19 protein-coding genes and 1 pseudogene are annotated in these 21,842 nt (G+C 61.6%); 14 read left to right on the top strand and 6 right to left on the bottom strand.

Annotated features, from left to right (window positions below):
* Positions 1 to 148: 148 nt before the first annotated feature.
* Complete coding sequence (locus tag AB9K34_RS15405; protein WP_369955315.1) at positions 149 to 766, bottom strand: TetR/AcrR family transcriptional regulator; 618 nt, start codon at positions 764 to 766, stop codon at positions 149 to 151.
* 133 nt (positions 767 to 899) lie between these two features.
* Between AB9K34_RS15405 and mbfA the strand changes: the two genes are divergently transcribed.
* The 9 genes from mbfA (at position 900) to AB9K34_RS15360 (ending at position 9,426) form a co-directional block, all read left to right on the top strand.
* On the top strand, positions 900 to 1,874 hold the full coding sequence (mbfA, locus tag AB9K34_RS15400; protein WP_369955314.1) for an iron exporter MbfA: 975 nt from the start codon (positions 900 to 902) through the stop codon (positions 1,872 to 1,874).
* Between the two features lie 41 nt (positions 1,875 to 1,915).
* Positions 1,916 to 2,845: an AEC family transporter gene (locus AB9K34_RS15395; protein ID WP_369955313.1), complete on the top strand. Its 930-nt coding sequence runs from the start codon at positions 1,916 to 1,918 to the stop codon at positions 2,843 to 2,845.
* A gap of 101 nt (positions 2,846 to 2,946) precedes the next feature.
* Positions 2,947 to 3,777, top strand: coding sequence for an S-formylglutathione hydrolase (gene fghA, locus AB9K34_RS15390; protein ID WP_369955312.1), 831 nt, complete (start codon positions 2,947 to 2,949; stop codon positions 3,775 to 3,777).
* A 5-nt stretch (positions 3,778 to 3,782) separates the two neighbouring features.
* Positions 3,783 to 4,250, top strand: a complete 468-nt coding sequence (locus AB9K34_RS15385) for a YaiI/YqxD family protein (RefSeq protein WP_369955311.1) — start codon at positions 3,783 to 3,785, stop codon at positions 4,248 to 4,250.
* Between the two features lies 1 nt (position 4,251).
* Entirely contained in the window at positions 4,252 to 4,872 is a 621-nt protein-coding gene (locus AB9K34_RS15380; protein WP_369955310.1) for an HAD family hydrolase, read from the top strand.
* Positions 4,869 to 5,786, top strand: coding sequence for an ornithine cyclodeaminase family protein (locus AB9K34_RS15375; protein WP_369955309.1), 918 nt, complete (start codon positions 4,869 to 4,871; stop codon positions 5,784 to 5,786). The genes AB9K34_RS15380 and AB9K34_RS15375 overlap by 4 nt, the downstream gene beginning before the upstream one ends.
* Before the next feature lie 108 nt (positions 5,787 to 5,894).
* Positions 5,895 to 6,848 carry an acetyl-CoA carboxylase, carboxyltransferase subunit beta gene (accD, locus tag AB9K34_RS15370; protein ID WP_369955308.1) on the top strand — a complete coding sequence of 318 codons (954 nt, stop codon included), beginning with the start codon at positions 5,895 to 5,897 and terminating at the stop codon, positions 6,846 to 6,848.
* A complete protein-coding gene (locus AB9K34_RS15365) occupies positions 6,845 to 8,119 on the top strand; it encodes a folylpolyglutamate synthase/dihydrofolate synthase family protein (protein ID WP_369955307.1) in 1,275 nt (424 codons plus the stop codon). Before accD ends, AB9K34_RS15365 begins: the two co-directional genes overlap by 4 nt.
* Positions 8,120 to 8,601: 482 nt before the next feature.
* Positions 8,602 to 9,426 carry an ion transporter gene (locus AB9K34_RS15360; RefSeq protein ID WP_369955306.1) on the top strand — a complete coding sequence of 275 codons (825 nt, stop codon included), beginning with the start codon at positions 8,602 to 8,604 and terminating at the stop codon, positions 9,424 to 9,426.
* On the opposite strand, the gene AB9K34_RS15355 is transcribed toward AB9K34_RS15360, so the two are convergent.
* The gene (locus tag AB9K34_RS15355) at positions 9,411 to 10,028 is read right to left on the bottom strand and encodes a 2OG-Fe(II) oxygenase family protein (protein WP_369955305.1); all 618 of its coding nucleotides are present in this window, start codon (positions 10,026 to 10,028) and stop codon (positions 9,411 to 9,413) included. The two genes, AB9K34_RS15360 and AB9K34_RS15355, sit on opposite strands and share 16 nt — an antisense overlap.
* Positions 10,029 to 10,067: 39 nt before the next feature.
* Positions 10,068 to 10,907, bottom strand: coding sequence for a neutral zinc metallopeptidase (locus AB9K34_RS15350; RefSeq protein ID WP_369955304.1), 840 nt, complete (start codon positions 10,905 to 10,907; stop codon positions 10,068 to 10,070).
* A 215-nt stretch (positions 10,908 to 11,122) separates the two neighbouring features.
* Between AB9K34_RS15350 and AB9K34_RS15345 the strand changes: the two genes are divergently transcribed.
* The 3 genes from AB9K34_RS15345 (at position 11,123) to recR (ending at position 13,984) form a co-directional block, all read left to right on the top strand.
* A complete protein-coding gene (locus tag AB9K34_RS15345) occupies positions 11,123 to 12,871 on the top strand; it encodes a DNA polymerase III subunit gamma/tau (protein WP_369955303.1) in 1,749 nt (582 codons plus the stop codon).
* A gap of 97 nt (positions 12,872 to 12,968) precedes the next feature.
* Positions 12,969 to 13,313 carry a YbaB/EbfC family nucleoid-associated protein gene (locus AB9K34_RS15340; protein ID WP_369955302.1) on the top strand — a complete coding sequence of 115 codons (345 nt, stop codon included), beginning with the start codon at positions 12,969 to 12,971 and terminating at the stop codon, positions 13,311 to 13,313.
* 77 nt (positions 13,314 to 13,390) lie between these two features.
* A complete protein-coding gene (gene recR, locus AB9K34_RS15335) occupies positions 13,391 to 13,984 on the top strand; it encodes a recombination mediator RecR (RefSeq protein WP_369955301.1) in 594 nt (197 codons plus the stop codon).
* A gap of 41 nt (positions 13,985 to 14,025) precedes the next feature.
* Here recR and AB9K34_RS15330 read toward each other — a convergent pair whose 3' ends face one another.
* Both AB9K34_RS15330 and AB9K34_RS15325 read right to left on the bottom strand, forming a co-directional pair.
* Positions 14,026 to 15,177, bottom strand: a complete 1,152-nt coding sequence (locus AB9K34_RS15330) for an amidohydrolase family protein (RefSeq protein WP_369955300.1) — start codon at positions 15,175 to 15,177, stop codon at positions 14,026 to 14,028.
* A gap of 81 nt (positions 15,178 to 15,258) precedes the next feature.
* Positions 15,259 to 17,367: a YcaO-like family protein gene (locus AB9K34_RS15325; RefSeq protein WP_369955299.1), complete on the bottom strand. Its 2,109-nt coding sequence runs from the start codon at positions 17,365 to 17,367 to the stop codon at positions 15,259 to 15,261.
* Between the two features lie 108 nt (positions 17,368 to 17,475).
* Here AB9K34_RS15325 and AB9K34_RS15320 point away from each other — a divergent pair, with 108 nt between their 5' ends.
* Both AB9K34_RS15320 and AB9K34_RS15315 read left to right on the top strand, forming a co-directional pair.
* Entirely contained in the window at positions 17,476 to 20,799 is a 3,324-nt protein-coding gene (locus AB9K34_RS15320; RefSeq protein WP_369955298.1) for an adenylate/guanylate cyclase domain-containing protein, read from the top strand.
* A gap of 34 nt (positions 20,800 to 20,833) precedes the next feature.
* Positions 20,834 to 21,247, top strand: a complete 414-nt coding sequence (locus AB9K34_RS15315) for a BMA_0021/BMA_0022 family TOMM bacteriocin (RefSeq protein ID WP_369955297.1) — start codon at positions 20,834 to 20,836, stop codon at positions 21,245 to 21,247.
* Between the two features lie 291 nt (positions 21,248 to 21,538).
* Here the strand turns inward: AB9K34_RS15315 and AB9K34_RS15310 are convergent.
* Positions 21,539 to 21,649: pseudogene (locus AB9K34_RS15310) on the bottom strand (IS481 family transposase); the annotation flags it as partial.
* Positions 21,650 to 21,842 lie beyond the last annotated feature (193 nt).

Below are 21,842 nucleotides of genomic sequence, written 5' to 3'. Positions count from 1 at the left end.
ACCGCTTGCTCGCATTGTTCAAAACGCTCCTATATTAATCTTAGTAAATCTGTCAATTAACGAATTTGTGGCAATGAATATGTGCTTTCGCGCATGGGTTGCTCGCTCAAAAGTCGCTCAATCCAGGTGTGCGAAAAGCGTGGCGTGGCTACGTCGCGTAGCGGGCCAGAAAGGTTTCGACCGCGTTCTCGACCACATCGTCGATTTCTTGCTGGCTGAATTCGGACTGGATACCGAATACCGCACGCGTCCAGAGCCTGGCACGACAGAGTTCGGAAAACTGCTCTGCCGCCATCTGCACGTCGGCGATGTCGAGTTCGCCCCGGGTGATCGCCTTTTGAAAATACGCGGTCAGCTGCTGGCAACCCATTTCGGGACCGCTTGCATAAAACGCTCGGCCCAGTTCGGGAAACCGGTCGCGCTCGGCCACACATATGCGAAAGCACTGCTGTGCAAATGGCGACAACAGGAACGGAACCAACTGCTGCGCGGCAATTCTCAGCACCTGCCGCGGCGGCGCGGTTTCGTCTATCAGACCAAGCGCACGTCCTGCCATGCGCCGGCATTCATTTGATGCGACTTCCATGAACAACAGGCGCTTGTCTGGAAAATAGCTGTAGAGCGTCGCCTTGGAGACCCCCGCCGCGCGCGCGATATCGTCGACGCTCGCCCCCTCGAAACCGTCAGCCATGAATACCTCCCGCGCGCCCTCGACCACCTGATCGAACTTGCGACCGGTTCGCACGATGGTATCTGGCTGGCGCATAAAGGCTCCGTTGGCTGATCTCCGTGCGATCAACTTAAACCGAACGGTTTAGTTTCGACAACTCCATACAGGGAAGCGGTTGCCATTCACGCGTCCGCTCCTATATTTAGAATCATTCTAAAGAGTGGATAAAATGCGATACCCCGGCCAACGAAAACGCTTCCGTGACCTTTCCGAGCAAGAGATACTTGCGCTTGCCATTGCATCGGAAGAAGACGACGCGCGCATCTATCGCGGTTACGCGGAACGCCTGCGCGCAGACTACCCCGCCAGTGCGCGTATGTTCGACGGCATGGCGGCAGAGGAAGACACCCACCGCGCACGCCTCATCGATCTGCACCGGCGCAGATTCGGAGACACCATTCCGCTCATCCGTCGCGAGCATGTCGCCGGATATTATGCCCGGCGACCGGTCTGGTTGATGGAAAACCTGGGGCTGGAACGAATTCGCGACGAGGCCGAGATGATGGAACGGGATGCCGAGCGCTTCTATCTCGCCGCGGCTGCGCGCACCAGCGATGCCGACACCCGCGAATTGCTGGGCAATCTGGCAGCGGCAGAGGCGGGTCACCGGGTCACGGCGACCGAACTTGAGACCGATAACCTCGACACCGGCACCCGCCAGCACGAGGACGCCATCGCGCATCGGCAATTCGTCCTGACCTGGGTACAGCCGGGGCTTGCGGGTCTGATGGATGGGTCCGTCTCGACCCTCGCACCGATCTTTGCAACCGCCTTCGCAACTCAGGACACCTGGACGACTTTTCTCGTCGGCGTCGCCGCATCCGTAGGCGCGGGCATCTCTATGGGCTTTACCGAAGCCGCATCGGATGACGGCGAAATATCGGGACGCGGATCGCCGATAAAACGCGGACTGGCATCGGGCGTCATGACCACCATCGGCGGGCTGGGTCATGCGCTGCCCTATCTCATCGCCGATTTCTGGACTGCGACGATCCTCGCCTTTGTCATCGTCTTTGTCGAACTCTGGGCCATTGCCTGGATCCAGAACAAATACATGCAAACCCCGTTCTTTCGTGCCGCTTTTCAGGTCGTCCTGGGTGGAGCCCTGGTGTTGGGCGCGGGGATTGTGATCGGCTCGGGCTAGCGCCCCTTGCGGCTCTCGGAACTTGAAGCTACGCCTGTGGAATGGTCGAGATTTTTCTGAGAACCCTGCCCTTTTTCGCGATTATCGGCCTGGGTTACTGGGCGGGCCGCATACGGTTCTTCAGCGAAGAGGCGACGGCTTACCTGACCAAGTTCGTGTTCTATTTCGCCCTGTCGGCAATGATCTTCCGCTTTGCCGCCAACCTGCAACTGGCCGAAATATTCAACGGGCGGCTGGTGTTGGGTTACCTGTGCGGCACCACCGTCGTCTATTGCATTGCGACAGCGGTCGGGCTGGCCCGCAAGCTCGACGTGCCCACCGCGGCCATCGAGGCGCAGTGCGCGGTCATCGGCAATGTCGGATTTCTCGGGTTGCCGATGTTCGTGATGCTGTTCGGCGAAGCGTCGATCGGCCCGATGATGCTGATCCTGGCAACCGACCTGATCGTGTTCTCCAGCCTGATCGTGATCCTGATTCATGGTGGACGCGATGGCCAGTTGTCGCTGTCGATCCTGCGGACCATCGCAATTGGCCTTGTGCGCAATCCGATGATCGTATCGATCGTGCTCGGTCTGACATGGTCGGGGCTGGCCCTGCCGATCCCCGAGCCGATGAACGACTTTCTGTCGATCCTGGGCGGTGCAGCGACCCCTGGCGCCCTGTTTGCCATCGGCGCATCACTGGCCAGCAAATCAGCGGAACGGGTCGAGATCGCGCTCTGGCTGACCTTCTGCAAGCTGGTGCTGCATCCGCTCTTCGTCGCCATCGCCGTGCTGGTCCTGTTTCCGCTTGATGACTATTCCGCGACCATCGTGGTCTCTGCCGCCGCCATGCCGGTGGCAGGGAATGTGTACATGCTCGCCCAGCACTATGGCATCGCACCGCATCGGGTATCGGCAGCGATCCTGTTTTCCACCGCGATCAGCATTCTGACGCTGCCTGTCATAATGTCGTGGGTATCGGGCGGTTAATCGGGCATGGACCAACGAATTGGATCGCGGACACGCCCGGGCACTGGACGCCACGCGGTGCGGCCGCTAGCTGATAGACAACATTCATCAACGGAGTGACCATGCAAACCGTATCGGAAAACGCCTGCTTTGGCGGCACGCAAGGGGTATACAGCCACAAATCGACCTCATGCGAGTGCGACATGACCTTTGGCCTGTTCCTGCCGCAAGAGGCGCAGGACGGACCGGTGCCGCTTTTGTGGTACCTCTCGGGTCTGACATGCACCCACGAAAACGCCATGACCAAGGCCGGCGCCCAGGGCTGGGCCGCAGAGCATGGCATTGCGCTGGTGTTCCCCGACACCTCGCCACGGGGCGAAGGGGTCGCCGATCATGAGGATTACGACCTTGGGCAAGGTGCGGGTTTCTATGTCAACGCCACTCAGGCACCATGGGCCCCGCATTTTCGGATGTGGGACTACGTGGCCGATGAATTGCCCGCATTGCTGGCCTCGAATTTCGCCATCGATGCCGAGCGCCAATCCATCACCGGACATTCGATGGGCGGGCATGGCGCGCTGACGCTGGCGATGAACCTGCCCGGCCGGTTCCGCTCGGTCTCGGCCTTTTCGCCGATCTGCAACCCGACGGGGGCCGACTGGGGCCGCAAGCAACTGGCCGCCTATCTCGGCGACGACAAAGCCGCGTGGGAACGCCACGATGCCAGCATCATGATGCGCAAATCCGGCTTTGACGGTCCCGTTCTGATCGACACCGGCAGCAATGATCAGTTCATCGACCTGTTGCGTCCAGAAACGCTTGCCGCCGCCATCGCCACGCGCCGCCAGCCCGCGACCTTCAGGCTGCAACCGGGCTACGATCACAGCTATTTCTTCGTGTCGTCCTTCATGGAGGATCATGTCACTTTCCACGCACAGGCCCTCTGGGCCTGAGACCGGTGGGCGCGCTTTACATCGATGCCGACGCCTGCCCGGTCAAGGCCGAAGCCGAGCGCGTCGCCAGCCGCCATGGCATAAGGATGTTCGTGGTCTCCAATGGCGGGTTGCGCCCCTCGGCCAATCCGCTGGTCGAAACGGTCATCGTGCCCGAAGGCCCGGACGCGGCAGACATGTGGATCGCCGACCGCTGCAGGGCCGGAGATGTCGTGGTGACCAGTGACATCCCGCTGGCGGCGAAATGCGTCGCCGCTGGCGCGCGGGTGATCCGCCACAATGGCGACGCCTTTACCGAGGCCAATATCGGTCAACAACTGGCGATGCGCGACCTGATGGCCGACCTGCGCGCCGCCAATCCGCTGGCAACGGGCGGCGGCGGCAAGGGCTTTACAAAGGCGGACCGCTCCCGTTTCCTGAACGCACTGGAACGAGAGATCAGGGCCGCCACCCGATCAAGACAGGGATCATGACATGCAACCAGAAGCCGTGGTTTTCGACATCGGCAACGTGCTGATCGAATGGCAGCCCGAGCGGTTCTATGACAGCGTCATCGGCCCCGATCGCCGCAAAGTGATGTTTGAGGCGGTGGATCTGCACGCCATGAATGACCGTGTGGATATGGGCGAGCACTTTACCGACACGATATACGCGACCGCCGAGACCTACCCGGAATGGCGCGACGAGATCCGCATGTGGCACGATCGCTGGATCGAACTGGCGCAGCCGGAAATTCCACATTCCATCCGCCTGTTGCGAGCCTTGCGCAGCAAGGGCGTGCCGGTTTTTGCCCTGACCAATTTCGGTATCCAGAGCTTCGATTACGCCGCCACCCATTACCCGTTCCTGCACGAATTTGACCGGCGCTATATCTCGGGCCACCTCAAGCTGATCAAACCCGATCCTAAAATCTACGAGGTTGTCGAAACCGACAGTGGCATCGCCCCCGGCGCGTTGCTGTTTACCGATGATCGCGCCGACAATATCGCGATGGCGCGGGACCGGGGCTGGCAAGCCCACTTGTTCGAGGGGCCAGGTGGCTGGGCCGACCGCCTGGTCACGGCGGGATTGCTCACAGAATCGGAGGCCGCATGACAATACCCTTCATCCCCTTTGCCGAGGGCGAAGCGCAGCTTGACTGGCTGGCGCTCACCGATGCGCTTGCGCGTGGCCATGATCTGCCCAGGGCGGAAATCGGCGATACCTTTCTCTATCGCGACCCGGATACGCTGCTGTCGCGGTCCGCATGGATCGACGGCATGGGGCTTGCCGTCAAGACCGCGACGATCTTTCCGGAAAACCCGGCAGGTGGCACACCGATGGTAAACGGCTCGGTCAGCCTCTATTCCGACCGCGACGGCACATTGTCGGCGCTGATCGATTTTCACCTCGTGACCAAGTGGAAGACCGTGGGCGACAGCCTGCTTGCCGCCAGACGACTTGCGCGGGCCGATAGCAAATCCATCCTGATCGTGGGCACCGGAACGGTTGGCGGCGGTCTATGCGAAGCCTTTGCCGCCGGGTTCCCCGACGCGCGGATCACGCTCTGGAACCGGACCCGTGCCAAGGCCGACGCGCTGGCGAGCACACATCCCGGCGTCACCGTCGCCGATGATCTTGAAACGGCGGTCCGCGCTGCGGACATCGTCATCACCGCCACAATGTCATCATCGCCGATCATCAGGGGTGAATGGTTGCAACCCGGTCAGCACCTGAACCTGATCGGTGCCTATCGCCCGGACATGCGCGAGGCCGACGACGACGCACTCCGCCGCTCACGGCTGTTTGTCGACAGCTTCGACACGACCATCGGCCATATCGGCGAAATCCAGATTCCTCTGGACAACGGTGTGATCACCCGCGACGACCTTGTTGCCGACTATTACGACCTGGCCGCTTTTGCGCGGGGTGCAGATGACGAAATCACCCTGTTCAAGAATGGCGGCGGCGCACATCTGGATCTGATGACCAGCCGCTATATCCTCGATCGCTGGCGCGCCAACCGCTGAGCGGGGATCAACTGGCAGGTGCACGAGGCGTGGAATGGCCGTGCACCAATTGCATTTCTTTGGAAGGGCGCTTATCTGGGCGCCACACCGGCCAACAGGGGCAACGCAATGAACTGGATTACCAACTACGTCCGTCCAAGGATCAACTCGATCTTTTCGCGCCGCGAGACCCCCGAAAACCTGTGGCAGAAATGCGACGAGTGCGGCACCATGCTGTTTCACCGCGAACTGCGCGACCATCTGAACGTCTGCACCAACTGCGGCCATCACATGGCCATCAGCCCGCGCGAGCGGTTCAAGGCACTGTTCGACGGCGGCGTCTTTGCAGAGATCGAAGTGCCCACCCCGATCGCCGATCCGTTGCATTTTCGTGACCAGAAAAAATATCCCGACCGCCTGAAGGCCGCCCAGAAGGACACCGGCGAAGCCGAAGCGATGCTGGCCGTAACCGGCGAGATCGGCCGGACACCCATTGTTGCCGTGGCGCAGGATTTCAGCTTCATGGGCGGATCGATGGGTATGTATGTGGGCAACGCGATCATTGCCGCTGCGCAAGAGGCCGTCAAACTCAAGCGCCCGCTCATCCTGTTTTCCGCCGCCGGCGGTGCCCGCATGCAGGAAGGTATCCTCAGCCTGATGCAAATGCCGCGCACCACGGTCGCTGTACAAATGCTGAAAGAGGCCGGCCTGCCCTATATCGTCGTCCTGACCCATCCGACCACGGGCGGCGTCACCGCGTCCTATGCCATGCTGGGCGATGTCCATATCGCCGAACCCAACGCGCTGATCTGCTTTGCCGGCCCCCGCGTGATCGAACAGACCTTGGGCGAACGGCTACCCGACGGGTTCCAGCGCGCCGAGTATCTGCTGGATCACGGCATGCTGGACCGGGTGGTCACCCGCACCGACATGCGAGACGAACTGATCGTACTGACCCGGATGCTGCTTGGCCTGCCCCCCGCGGTTCGCGGCGATCTGCCGCCTCCCGAACCAACCGCTCCCGAGCCCGAGAAAACCGTGGCCGAATCCCCGGCACCCGCTGAAACGCCCAGGGAAAAATGACCGTGGCCACATCCGACATCATTCTGGAACGGATGATGTCCCTGCACCCGAAAATCATCGATCTCACCCTGGACCGGATGTGGCGTCTGCTCGCCGCGCTGGGGCATCCGGAGCGCCGCCTGCCCCCGGTGATCCACATCGCGGGAACCAACGGCAAAGGCTCGACCCTCGCCATGATCCGGGCCGGACTGCAAGGTGCCGGACACACGGCACATGCCTATACCAGCCCCCATCTGGCGCGGTTTCACGAACGTATCCGTCTTGCCGGCGAGCTAATCCGGGAAGAGGAACTGACCGCCGTTCTTGACGAGTGCTACGCCGCCAATGGCGATGCGGAAATCACCTATTTCGAAATCACCACCTGCGCGGCCCTGCTCGCCTTTGCCCGCACGCCCGCCGATTTCACCCTGCTGGAAGTCGGATTGGGCGGGCGTCTGGACGCGACCAATGTCGTGTCATCCCCCCGGCTCTCGGTCATCACCCCGATTTCGATCGACCACGAACAATTTCTTGGCGATACGCTCGAACAGATCGCCGGCGAAAAGGCAGGAATCATCAAGCGCGGCGTACCCTGCGTGGTGGCTCCGCAAGAAGACGCCGCTCTGGAGGTGATCGAGGCAACCGCCGCACGGCTCGGCGCGCCCCTTCTGGTGCACGGACAGCACTGGCATATTACGCAGGAACGCGGACGGCTGGTTTATCAGGACGAGACCGGCCTGCGTGACCTGCCGCTGCCCAACCTCATGGGGCCGCACCAGATCGTGAACGCCGGTACGGCCCTCGCCGCACTTCGGCATCTCGATGCAGGGGAAGGGACCTGTGAGGCGGCCGTCACCCGGGCGGAATGGCCCGCACGAATGCAGCGGCTGCGGAGCGGCCCCCTCTCCCAGGCCGCGCCCGACGCCGAACTTTACCTTGATGGCGGTCACAACGCCGCCGCCGGGCATGCGCTGGCGGACGTCCTCGCCGCCCTGCCGCAACGCCCGACACATCTGATCTGCGGAATGCTGAACACCAAGGATGTCAAAGGATACCTGCGCCCGCTTTCAGAGCATGCGCAAAGCCTGACAGCGGTGTCGATTCCCGGCGAAGCGAATACCCTCACAGCGGACGAGACTGCAAAAGCCGCACAGGCGGTCGGTCTGCCGGCAACGACGGCCGCCACGGTGGCAGAGGCACTGCGCTCGATCACGGCCCACACCCCGCGTGCCCGTGTCCTGATTTGCGGTTCGCTGTATCTCGCGGGAACCATCCTGCGCGAAAACAGCTGACCTTCGCGTCGCAAACAAGTTGTTTTTGAGTATTTTGACAAAGATGAACCAAGCAGCCCGCTGAAACAGCCGGTCCAGACAGCGGTTTGAGAACATCATCACCTTTGGAACGGCTCGGTCGGTCCGAGCAATTTCGGGCGGTTTCGCAAGTGGATTTCCCGCCAGGTTATACCGCCACAGGGTTTGGTGACGAAGGGTTGAGATATGCCTGATCGGGGTCTGTCCGCCCAGCGATGAATGCAGTCTCCTTCCGTTTGGTACGCCAGAAACCGACCCAAGCCTGTCCGGACCGCCGACACGTTGCCACAGGCACGCAGATAGACCTCTCCTCTTATTTGATCGTCCGCCAGAGCCTTTCGACGAAGACATTGTCCCGTCACGCATCTTCATACGCAGTCGTGTTTGCGCTTTTCCGCGTCATCGGTGTGCAAGTGCGTGGAACCTTCTTGTCACTGCGCAGGAACCAACCCATATGTGCCGCCATGACAGACACAACGTCCAATCCGGTCGCGCAAGGCCGAATAGCAACCATCCTCGCGGATCGGCGCTTTCGCAATTTCATCCTTGGCGTGATCCTCTTTAATGCCGTTCTGCTGGGACTCGAAACATCGCAGAAGGTGATGGGCGTCGCCGGTCCGGTCATACTGTTCCTGGACGGTCTCTGCCTCGCGATTTTCGTCGTCGAACTGACAGCCAAGATCTATGTCCAGAAACTGCGGTTCTTCCGGGATGGCTGGAACATCTTCGATTTTGTCATCGTCGGGATTTCTCTGATCCCCGATGCGCAGGGGCTGTCGGTACTCCGCGCCCTGCGCATATTGCGGCTGTTCCGCGTGCTCTCGGTCGCGCCCAACCTGCGGCGCGTGGTCGAGGGTCTGATCATCGCGCTGCCCGGCATGGGCTCGGTGTTCCTGTTGACGGGACTGATCTTTTACATCGGCGCGGTCATGGCGACCAAACTGTTCGGTGCGGCGTTTCCGGACTGGTTCGGCACCATCGGCCTGTCGGCCTATTCGCTGTTCCAGGTCATGACTCTGGAAAGCTGGTCGATGGGAATCGTTCGTCCGGTGATGGAGGTCTATCCCTATGCCTGGGCGTTTTTCATTCCCTTCATCCTGACGACGACTTTCGTGGTTGTGAACCTCGTGGTGGGTCTGATCGTCAACTCGATGCAGGACGCCCATCAGGCCGAAGCGGATGCCGAAACCGGAACCTACCGCGACGAGGTGCTCGAACGTCTGGCCCAGATCGAAACGATGCTGAAACAGCAGGACGAGCGTCGGACCGGCGGTCAGACCCAACCGTAGTTGAAACTCACGCTGATCCGTTCATCCTCGGACATGTTCATCGGCACTTCGTGGCGCAGCCAGCTTTCCCATAGCAACACGTCGCCGACCTTGGGCGTCACGTAGATAAACGGCTGCAATTCGCGTCGCCCGTCCCTGATCCGCGTTGGCGCGGCCATCATGCGGGCCGAGCGGGGATCCTCGAGTTTGAGCGCGCTGGCACCCTCGGGCATCGACACGTAGGTGGTGCCGCTGATCACCGAATGCGGGTGGATATGGCTGGCATGCATGCCGCCCTCGGGCAGGATATTGATCCAGATGTCTTCAAGTTTGAGATCCCGCCCATCCAGATCAAATTCCAGATCCTTTGCAAACGCCGCCACATGCCGGTCCAGCGCCGCCACGAGGTCACCAAAGATCGGAAAGCGCCACGGCAGGTCGGTGAGCGAGGCATAGGACGTATAGCCCGGATAGCCGTTCTGCTCGCACCAATCCTGCCCGGCCTCATCGTCTTCTGCAATCGACAGGCAAGAGGTTTCAAGCTCATCGGGCGGGATGTCCCCGAATTCATTCAGGGCTGCGCGATAGAGTCGGGTGACAAAAAGCGATTCAATCTGTGACATGATGCCTGTCTAGACGAGCGGCCCGATCTTGACGAGTGTTCAAAGCCGGTCAGTACCGAACGTGTCGCAGGCCGCGATGTTGCGATCGTCATAGCCGCGCCGGAACCAGCGTTCGCGCTGCGCCGAGGTGCCATGCGTAAAGGTGTGGGGCCGCGGTACCTGTCCGGCCTGACGTTGCAGGCGGTCATCCCCGATCATGTTCGCCGCGTTCAGCGCCTCTTGCAGATCGCCCGGTTCCATCAGCGCGCCCACAGCGGCGGCCCAGACACCGGACAGGCAGTCCGCCTGCAATTCGAGGCGCACCGTCAAGGCGTTGGCCTCGACCTCCGAAGCTTGCTGGCGTGCCGCGTTGACCTTGCCGAGAATGCCGACCTGGTTCTGCACGTGATGCGCGACCTCATGTGCAATCACGTAGGCTGCGGCGAAATCCCCGCGCGCGCCCAGTTGCTGCGACATAGTGGAAAAAAACGCGAGGTCGAGATAGGCCTTCTGGTCAGCCGGACAATAGAACGGTCCGGTCGCACCGGATGCACCGCCACAGGGGCTTTGCGTGACCCCGGAGAACAGCACCATGACCGGAGGGTTATAGGTCGCGCCGAATTCGTCGCGAAAGATCGCGGTCCAGACCTCTTCGGTGGTCGCAAGCACGCGCGCGGCAAACTCGGCTTCCTGTTCTTCCCCAGGTCTGGCGACATAGGGCTGATTGCTGGCCGGTTGCTGGGTCAGAAGAGGCGTCACATCGATCCCCGCAAAATAGCCGACGGCCAGCACCAGCAACAAACCGACACCGCTTATGCGGCCAACTGTCCTGCCGCGTCCCCGGCCACTGTGGCGTCGATCCTCGACGTTTCTGCTGCTCCTGACACCACGCAAACGCATCCTGCACTCCTCGCTAACCACCCGGCCATGTAACATTATCATCGGGCTCGTCACAGAAAAACAACATCTTGCCGCGCTGACCACGCGGTATTCCGAGCGCTTTGCGCTGCCGCCGGTCGCTCCAAGGCGCCACCGACGGGATCGCCTGTCTGGCATGGACCTCGTCACCGCTGCCGACTACGCTCTGGCGGACTCCGAATCCGATAGGACTGCCCATGACCGACACAGACGCCCCTGCCTACCAGGTTCTGGCGCGCAAATACCGGCCCGAGACCTTTGCCGACCTTGTCGGGCAGGATGCGATGGTGCGCACGCTCAAGAATGCCTTTGCCACCGACCGCATCGCGCAGGCCTTTGTCATGACCGGTATTCGCGGCACCGGCAAAACCACGACCGCGCGCATCATCGCCAAGGGAATGAACTGTATCGGACCCGACGGCAATGGCGGACCGACCACCGAACCCTGCGGCACATGCGAACATTGCACCGCGATCATGGAAGGGCGTCATGTCGACGTGATGGAAATGGACGCTGCCAGCCGTACCGGCGTCAACGACATCCGCGAGATCATCGATAGCGTGCGCTACCGGGCAGCGTCGGCACGCTACAAGATCTACATCATCGACGAGGTGCACATGCTCTCGACCAGCGCCTTCAATGCGCTGCTGAAGACGCTCGAGGAACCGCCGGCGCATGTGAAATTCATCTTTGCCACGACCGAGATCCGCAAGGTGCCGGTTACCGTGCTGAGCCGTTGCCAGCGCTTCGACCTGCGCCGGATCGAACCGGAGGACATGATTGCCCTGCTGCAACGGATCGCGGCCAGCGAAGGTGCGGCGATCGCCGACGATGCCCTCGCCCTGATCACCCGCGCCGCAGAAGGATCGGCGCGCGACGCGACATCCCTGCTTGACCAGGCAATCAGCCATGGCGCGGGCGAGACCACCGCCGAACAGGTGCGCGCGATGCTGGGGCTGGCGGATCGTGGCCGGGTTCTCGACCTGATGGACATGATCCTGAAAGGCGATGCGGCGGGTGCGCTGAACGAGCTGGGCACGCAATATGCCGAAGGTGCGGACCCGATGGCGGTTCTGCGTGATCTGGCGGAAATCGCCCATTGGGTGTCGGTGGTCAAGATCACGCCGGACGCGGCAGAGGACCCGACGGTGGCGCCGGATGAACGCGCGCGCGGCAGCGCGATGGCCAACACCCTGTCGCTGCGGGTTCTGTCCCGGATGTGGCAGATGCTGCTCAAGGCACTGGAGGAAGTTGCGGCGGCGCCCAACGCCATGATGGCGGCGGAGATGGCGATCATCCGGCTGACCCATGTGGCAGACCTGCCAAGCCCGGAGGAATTGATACGCAAGCTCCAGAACAGCCCGCCATCTTCTCCCGGTGGAAACGGGGGCCTTGCGCAGGGCGCAAGTTCGCCTGCGGCGGGCGGGGGGGCCTCGGCTGTCGCCTCGGCCCGGGTGGGCGGCACCGGCAACACCCGGACAGCACCCGCAGTGGCCCCCGAGAGCGCACTGGCGCGGTTTCCGACCTTCGAGCACGTCGTCGAACTGATCCGCGCGAACAGGGATGTGAAGCTGCTGGTCGAGGTCGAATCCGGTCTCAGGCTGATCAGCTATCAACCCGGGCGGATCGAATTCTCGCCCGCCGATGGCGCACCGCCGGATCTCGCACAGCGGCTCGGGACGCGGTTGCAGGGCTGGACCGGAAATCGCTGGGCGATCAGCGTGAGCGCCAAGGGCGGTGCACCGACGATCGCCGACATACGGGATCAAGCGGAAAACGCATTGCGCGAAGAGGCCGAGGCACATCCGCTGGTGCAGGCGGTGATCACCCGTTTCCCAAACGCCCGGATTACCGATATCCGTACCCCGGAACAGATCGCGGCCGCCGCCAGCGCCGAGGCCCTGCCCGAAGTCGAGGACGAATGGGATCCGTTCGAGGACGGGTAGCGCGCACCGCTCCCTGATCCCGCCCGGATCCGTTCCGCCCCTTGTGAGCAGGCACCGGGACGCGTATCTGTGCAGCAAGCAATTCAGGAGAAATCACATGCTCAAGGGACTCGGCGGGCTTGGCGACATGGCCAAGATGATGAAGGCCGCGCAGGAAATGCAGACCAAGATGACCCAGTTGCAGGAAGACATGCACAGCCAGACCGTCACGGGCGAATCCGGTGCCGGTCTGGTCAAGGCGGTCTGCTCCTGCAAGGGCGAGTTGAAATCGCTCGACATCGACCCGTCAATTTTCAACAGCGATGACAAGGAAGTCGTCGAGGACCTTATCCTTGCCGCGATCAAGGACGCCCAGCAGAAGGCCAGCGACAAGGCGCAGGAAGAAATGGCCAAACTGACCGAAGGCATGGGTCTGCCCAAGGACATGAAGCTGCCCTTCTGATCGCGCGCCCGGCGGACGCCGACGCCGGGACGTACGAGCCCGTCGCGCCCCGCCAGCCCGGCTCCGGATACCCTGCAATGTCAAGCACCCGAGATATCGACAATCTGATCGAGCTTATGGCGAAACTGCCCGGTCTTGGCCCGAGATCGGCGCGGCGCGCGGTTCTGCACCTGATCCGCAAACGTGCGCTGCTGCTCACGCCATTGGCGGACAGCTTGCAGATTGTCGCGGAAACGGCGCGGGAATGTCTTAACTGCGGTAACGTGGGCACCACCGATATCTGCGACATATGCACCGCCGAAAAACGCGCCACCGGCGAATTATGCGTGGTCGAGGATGTCGCCGATCTCTGGGCAATGGAACGCTCGGGGGTGTTCAGGGGGCGCTATCACGTCCTCGGCGGCACGCTCTCGGCACTTGACGCAATCGGACCGGAACAATTGCGTATCCCGCGTCTGATCGACAGGGTGACAAGCGAGGGCATCACAGAGGTGATCCTGGCGCTGAATGCGACGATCGACGGGCAGACCACGGCGCATTACATCGCCGATCAGCTGGATGGACAGGTCCGCCTCACCTCGCTGGCGCAGGGCGTTCCGATCGGCGGAGAGCTCGATTATCTCGACGACGGCACGATCATGGCCGCGATGTCGGCGCGCAAGGATATCTGACGCGACCGACATGCACCGCCGATCCCGACAAGCCCCGCGCGTCAGCCGATCCCGAAAAACCTGCGGGCGTTTTCACCCATTGCCCCGCGCAACCGGGCCTCGGGCAAGTCGAGCGCGAGCGCCTCGGCGACAATGTCATCGCCATGGTCAAGATGCGGGAAGTCACTGCCGAACATCAGATGGTCTTCGCCAAGATAGGCAATCGTTTCGTTCAGAAATGGCTCGTCGGGTTCGAAACCGATGGTGCATTGCGCCTTGAAATACTCGGAGGGTTTCCTGCGGATGGTCGCGGCGACCTCGCCGGCGAGATGGGCATATTCAAGCTCGTCCAACCGCCAGAGCCAATGCACCATCCAACCCGCACCGGCCTCGAGAAACGCGACGCGAAGGTCCTTGTTGCGTTCGAATGTTCCGCTCTCGAGCAGCGACAGAAACGCCATCATCTGCTCCATCGGATGCGAACACGCGTGTTGCGAAAAACGCGACGAAAACCGGTCGGCGCCCGCCGTGGTCGTACGTGCATGCGCAGCTTCGTGGACCGCAACCCGCAAGCCGTTCTCGGCGCAGAACGTCCAGAACGGGGCGTCCGCCGGATCGCCCAGCAAGCGGCCGGCGATCGGGTTCGGCCGAACGACCACGGTGTTCCACCCCTGCGCGAGCGCAAACCGGGCCTGCTCGATCATCGCCTCGGGTTGGTAGCGCGCAATCAACGCCGCCCCGCGCAAACGGTCGGGATCGGCAGAGCACAGATCGGCAAGCCAGCGGTTATACGCATCGGCGAACGCCGCTGCGACACGGGGTTCGCGATGCGGCATCGCCACAAGATACCCGGCATAGGAGGGCAGCAGGAGCGCCGCGTCGATGCCATCCTTGTCCATTGCGCCCAGATGCCCCGGTGCGGTGGCACCAAGCGCCAGATCTTCGGGACGATCGACCGCGGCGGCAGCGATTTCGATCTTGGCGCTCCTGGATATGTCCATGACCGGTTCCCCCGCCACCAGGAGATCGGGAGGCAGGTGCAGAGGTCCCGCAGGTCGGGCCACGGTCATCCGTTCGGACAGCGGTTCGCCACGGTCGAGATAGGCCAATGTCGGAACGTAATCGGACATGCCCGAGGGCAGGTATTCCTGCCACAGATCCAGCGGTTCGTGCACATGACGATCCGCGTCGAATATCCAGAACCCGTTGCGCACGACAGCTGCCCCTCTTTGTTGTCAAACTATTGGCAAGGAAACAGAAAAACACTTGTACTGCAATCGGGTTGATCCCGGCACCTACAGGAAAAGATGTGCCGGGTTCAGGTCATCCTCGCTCAGAGCGCGCGCGCGCCAGCCCATTTGCACCGGCACATCATAAAGGCGACCCGGTCCGAAGCGGGGCCAGAAATGACGCAGCCCCGGCGCAAAGATCTTGACCACCGGCAATCCGGTCTCCGGGCGGGTCTGGTCGAGGATGAGGGTTTCGATCCCATGTTCCGCCAGCCTTTTGACAGACCAGTCAAACAGCGCGCCCAATGTCGCCAGATCTCCCACCGGGGCGTCCTTCAATACCGCCTCGCCACGCGGAAAGAGGAACGCGTCGTCCCCTGCTGCACCGGTATCCCAGGGCGGTGGACCGTCCCGGCCATTCGCGCGGAACAATTGCACAAGTTCGGTCATCGCACGTTCGATTGCGATTGCGCTTTCAAAATGACAGCCGAAACCGATGCACCAGCGCCCATCGCTTCGGGCCCGGGCGACCGCCGCCAGACAGGGTATATGCAGGTCTGCCGTGACATCGAGCAGCCAGCAATCCCACCCCTGATCGAGGAAACCTTGCGCCAGAGTTCTGACCCGCGCGTCCGCAACCGACAGTGGATCCAGTCCCGGACGCGGTATGCGGTTATACCACCAGATTGCGATACTGTCGCGTTCGACAAGCTCCAGAAACGCCTGTAGCGCCGCCTCGACACGTGTTGATCCGGCTGCACAGCCATTTGGATCGAACCGGCCATAACGCGGCTCTGGCGCGTTGGCGAAACACAACTCGCGCGGCATCCATTTCGCGCGATCCTCGGTCACCGACCACACCTGCACCCAGTCGAGTTCGCGATCCGGCGCCAGCGGCACAGGTACGTGACGCCGGTCATCGCCGCTGAGCGCATTCCATTTGTCCCGGTCACGGAACTGCGCCGCACTGAACTGCCAGAGCGAATTGGGATGAACGGCGTCCGCGCCAATCGTGTCCAGCGTGGCTCGGCGAGTCGGATACCCGTCGGGAAATTGCGCCGACATGCGTTCCACAGCTTCGCACAACACGCTGGCCTCGGCCTGCGCCCCGGTCAGACCCTTGCCCAGAGCCACGCCGTGGAAGGCATCGGCGTCGGGCGATGAGGACCGTGGAACAATCGGATAGGACGCCGCCCAGACATGCCGGGTGGTGTCGCCCGTGCCTGCCGCCGCGCGCGTGTCCAGTGGGCCGGCGCTGCTGACAAGCCCGGTGAGGTCGCTCACCAGCGGACGCAGCGACCGCACGACATCTTCGGCACTGCGGCCCCTGTATCCGCCAAGGCTCCGGCGCACCGGGGTTTCATCGCGCAGATCCATCGAATCTGATGCGCTGCACGCGCAGATGCAAACCGTTTCATGATCGTGGCGTCCCTCTGTGCCAAGCTCCACGACATGCTGCAAGGCAGGTTCAGGATCGCGCAAATAGGCGTATACGGCCCTGGCGGTTTCCATCGCCATTGGTGACGGCGGCAGGTGTTCTGCAACAGGACGCGCGATTTCCACCAGTGACTGGCTGGCCGCCCAGGTCTCGATCGGCCGGTTCAGCCGCAGGCGGCGGCGCAGGCAGGGCAGACAGGGACCGTCATCGAAATGCGGTCCGAAATAGCTGCGTGGCCCGACCAGTTTGACCGGCAAGCACGGTCTCCCACGCTCGACGGCCTGCGTCACGATCGGGGCGAGATAGTCCGAACACAGAATGAGCGAGACCGGCGCCACGTCGACAAGACTGCCCGCCGCGAGGACATCGCACATGATCGAGAGAGCGGCCCTGTTATCCGACACCAGATTCACCGGTCCGATCTGCCGCGAGGCCCAGTTCGCGTCGGACGCACATGGCCGGGCCTCGGAGCGGATCTCGACAATACCCTGAGCCCGGAGCCTGCTCAGCGCAAACAAGATCTGTGCCGCCGGGAAGTTCGGCAATTCGGCGACGATCTGCGCCGCTTCGCGGGTTCCGTCCGCACAGGCAAGAACCGCAGAGACAAGCGGCGATGCACTGTGCTGGCTGCCCGTTTCCGATACCAGAAAAGCCCCGCCACCCGGCGCAGCAAAGACCCGCAGGTCGCTTGAAAGGCAGACAAACTCCGGGCGAGTGATCGTATTTCGTTCAACCATTCATAGCACTGTATGTATACACGCAATAGTTTATCCGCTAACCTCTCACTAAACTACAGATCTGCGCTCGAAAAGGGGCGGGACGCGGATAGGATGACCAGGGATACGATGTCTACGGAACTAAATGACTTTCTGGCCGGTGTCGGGTTGGGGCACCGATTTGATGATTTCGTCGCCAACGGAATCGACATGGATGTCATCGCCGACCTGACGGCGGAAGACCTTGGCGAACTGCGGCTGAACCTCGGAGAACGCAAGCGGTTTCTCAAGGCGGCACGCGCAGCGGATGTGGCGAAGCCCGAAATAATACCGGTCGCAGGGCCCGAACGACGCCAGTTGACGGTCATGTTCGTGGATCTGGTGGGTTCTACGGCGCTCTCGGCTTCGCATGATGTCGAAGACCTGCGCACGGTGGTCGGGGCCTATCAGACCTGCTGCGCGGCCATCATTCAAAAGCATAACGGAACGATTGCCAAATACATGGGTGACGGGATTCTCGCCTATTTCGGTTATCCCAGTGCCGCCGAGCATTCGGCGGAACACGCGGCCCGTTGCGGACTGGAATTGATCCGAGAGGTCAATCGCCTGACTCCTCTGCCGGATGTGCAGCTTTCCTGTCGCGTCGCGGCGGCGACGGGCATGGTCATCGTCGGCGACCTGATCGGCAGCGGCGACTCGCAGGAACGGCAGGTGGTCGGAGAAACTCCGAACCTCGCGGGCCGCCTGCAATCGCTCGCAAATCCGGATCAGATGGTGATTTCCAACAGCACCTATCAATTGCTCAAGGGGCTGTTTGCATGCTCGTCCATCGGCAATCACGATCTCAAGGGTTTTGACGAACCCATCGAGTGCTTTGCCGTCAATGCCGAACACGAAGTCGCCAGCCGCTTTCGCGCCACGCGGGAAGGGCGCAGCCTGTCCCCCCTGCTCGGGCGCGAAAAGGAACTGGAGGCACTGGTCACGCAATGGAATGCCTGTTGCGCAGGGCACCTGGAATCCGGCCTGCTGGTTGCAGAAGCAGGTATCGGCAAGTCGCGGCTGATTGCCGAACTGGTCGAGCGGATTTCCGAGACCCCGCATGAGGTGATCGAACTGGCCTGCCATCCGCAATTCGCCAATTCCGCCCTGCGCCCGTTCAAGAGGCTGGCGGAGAGCCTGTTCGGCTGGTCCCGGAGCGATGATGCGAAGACACGTTTCGCGACGTTGAAAGACTATCTTGAACGCCACAACATGGTCTCCGAAACGGAGGTATTTGCATCGACACTGGGGATCCCCGCCGAGGGGATATACCAGCCCCCCACGGAATCGCCACAGATCCAGCGCGCTGGCCTCGCGCGCGGACTTGCCCGATTGCTCGCGGGTCGGGCGGCGGCCACGCCCCTGCTTATCCTGTTTGAAGACCTGCACTGGGCCGACAGCAGCACGCTCGAGATACTTGAACCCTTGCTCGCCGGACTCCGGAACGCCCCGATATTTCACGTGGCGACAACCCGTACCTCCGATGGTTTGACCATCGCCAAGGCCCCTGGCGTCAAGACGCTGCACCTGAGCGGGATCAGCGGAGAAGCGGCAATAGAACTTACTCAAAGCCTGACTGGTGGCAAATCCCTTTCCAAGGAATTGGCCGCGCATATCCTGTCACAGGCCGAAGGCAATCCACTATTTCTTGAAGAGTTGACCAAGAGTCTGATGGAATCCGAAGCCATCAGCGAGGAAAATGGGGTTTTACAAGTGAAACGCAATTCGATTGAATCCGAGATACCCACCACTTTGCAAGATTCGCTGATGGCTCGCCTTGACCGGGTGGCCACCGCCAAGGAATTGGCGCAGATCGGCGCGGTTGTCGGCCGCGAATTCAGCCTTGACCTGCTATCGCATGTCTGCGGCCAACCCCCCAATATCGTGGTTGCCGGAATTTCAGTGCTCGAGCAGGCGGAACTGGTTTTCCCGGTCGAAGACAAATCCGAGAAAACCTGGATATTCAAACACGCGCTGATCCAGGAAGCTGCCTATGACAGCCTGTTGCGCAGTCGGCGGCGCGAACTTCACGGGCTGATCGCGCAGGCTTACGAGGCGACACGACCGGACGAAATCGCCAGCCAGCCCGAGATCATGGCGCACCACCTGGGTCAGGCGGGGGAACATGAGCGCGCCATCGAATTCGGCCTGGCCGCGGGTATGGGTGCGCTGGTCCGCTCCGCCAATTCCGACGCGGTCGCGCATGCCCGCAAATGCCTGGACTGGGTGGCGCAGCTTCCCGACGATCCGGACCGATGCCGCCTGGAACTCAAGATACAGGGTATTCTGACCCCTGCCCTGATGCAGTCGCAGGGGTATTCAGCGCCGGACATAGAAGAAAGCACGAGCCGGGCGCTGGCGTTGCTCGAACAGCATGGCGACCAGCCGGAAGCCTTCCCCAATCTTTGGGGTCTGAATCTGTTTCACCACGTGCGATCCGAACGCAAGCAGGCCCGCGATGTCGCTGAACGCTTTGTCACGCTCGCCGAACAGATAGGTGACGGCAGCCAGCTGGTCGCCGGCCTTCCTCCCCTGAGCCAGTGCAGCTGGATCGAGGGCAATCTCCAGGCTGCCGAAACGGACCTGCTGCGGTGCATCGAACTCTACGATGCCGCCCTCCACTCCATGCATGGTGCGATGTATGGAATGGATTCGCTCAGCTACAGCCGGGCGACGCTGTCGCAGGTTCTCTGGATGACAGGACGCAGGACCGAAGCGGATGTCGCGGTGGACCAGGCCGTATCGCATGCCAGGGAACTCAATCATACCAATACGATTGGCATGTCGCTGCTCTATCGGATCATGCTCAAGCAACAGAACGGTTTGCGCGAAGAGGTCGCCGAAGAGGCAGCCGAGGCGCTGGAATACTGCAACCGGATGGGCGTCAGCACGCCAACCTCGTATATCGCGATGATTTCCAACTGGGCCAGAGGCGATGTCGCGGCCTCGCAGGAAATCTACGAAATCCACAACATGATCGGCGCGCAGCTCGGGATGACCTATTATCGCAGCCTCGGCGTCGAGAACGCGATCGATGCCGGCAATCTTGAGACGGCGCAGCACATCCTCGACGTGGCGCTCCATCAGGCCCGCAACACGGGCGAGGCCTATTGGCTGCCGCAACTTCTGCGCCTTCAGGCCCGCATAGAAGCCGATCCTGAAAAGGCCCGCGCGCACCTGCTGGAGGCAAGCCGGCATGCACGGCAATCGGGTGCCCGGATGCTCGATGCGCTGGCGACAGTCGACCTGCTCTGCCTTGAAACCGAAGCGGACACTTCAGGCGCTCTGGCGCATCTGAAAGGCCTGATCGACAACGAAAGAATCGAACTCCCCGCCTTTGCGCTTGCCAAACTCGAAACGTTTGCGACGAAGGCAAGCCAGGCGCCGGCACGTCGGATCGGCACTGCAACATAGCTCGTAGGATCAACAACTGGGAAGGTGAAACGAAATGACATGGTTTCTGAAAGACTCCGACAACGCACTTGGGCACGATTCAAAACCCGGTGCGCTGGAATCGACGATGCACTGGCAGGTGATCTGGCCGCGCGCCATCGCACTTGCCTGGGAAGACCCGGGATTTCACGCGCAGCTCAAGGCAGATCCGCGAACCGCCATCCGCGAAAAATTCGGCTATCACCTGATGGATGATCTGGATCTGACCATCGAAGACGCACCGGAGGACGCCAGGTTCGACCCGAAGCAGGCGACAAATTCGCCAGATGAAGAGCGTGACCCGTGGGCGGCGTTGCCGCACATGAAGCTAACGCTTTGCATCCCGCCTGCCCCGCCGGTCGAACTGCAAGGCATCGCCATCACATCCTACCAGGATACCGGCCGCACCTATCCGTTCAGCTGCTGTTGACCGGGTAAGCAACCGGAGCCATCTAGCAAGTATTGTAACACCCGGCACCGCGCGACGTGCCGGGCCCTGCTGATTGCTTTCACTCTGATCTTCCCCCTGCAGTGGTCCACCAACTGGGATAGATTGTCCGGCGAATTGGAGGATCAGCGATTGCTGGGAAAGAGAGAAGCCCGAGGGGATTGTATCGAAACTTTGGCAGGTTGAGGTTCTGCCAGAACAAGAGTCGACGATTGCCGAGGCTGTGCGTCAGATCGGCGTGACGCCGCAAACGTTTTACCGATGACGAAAGCTCTAGATATTTAGTCCCGGCATTTGGTGGATCGGGTTAAGGATGAATCTGTCTGGTTCTGATGTCCATGTCTTGCAGATGTATTCGTAGGGCGTGAGCCCGCTGAGCGTCTTGCCGGAATAGTTTGATATCATTCATGGGAACGACTCATTTACATGCAGTGTATTTGACCTGCCCCCCGCGAAATCCCTCATCATGATGTAGAGTCTGCCCAACCTTGAAGGAGCAGACGAATGCGAAAGAGCCGTTTTACCGAGGCGCAGATTATCGGGATGATCAAGGAGCAAGAGGCGGGCATGCCGACGG

This window comes from Sedimentitalea sp. XS_ASV28 (assembly GCF_041224545.1).
Classification (GTDB): Bacteria; Pseudomonadota; Alphaproteobacteria; order Rhodobacterales; family Rhodobacteraceae; genus Sedimentitalea.
The sequence above is the reverse complement of the archived record's forward strand: the minus strand, read 5'-3'. Positions and strand labels throughout refer to the sequence as shown.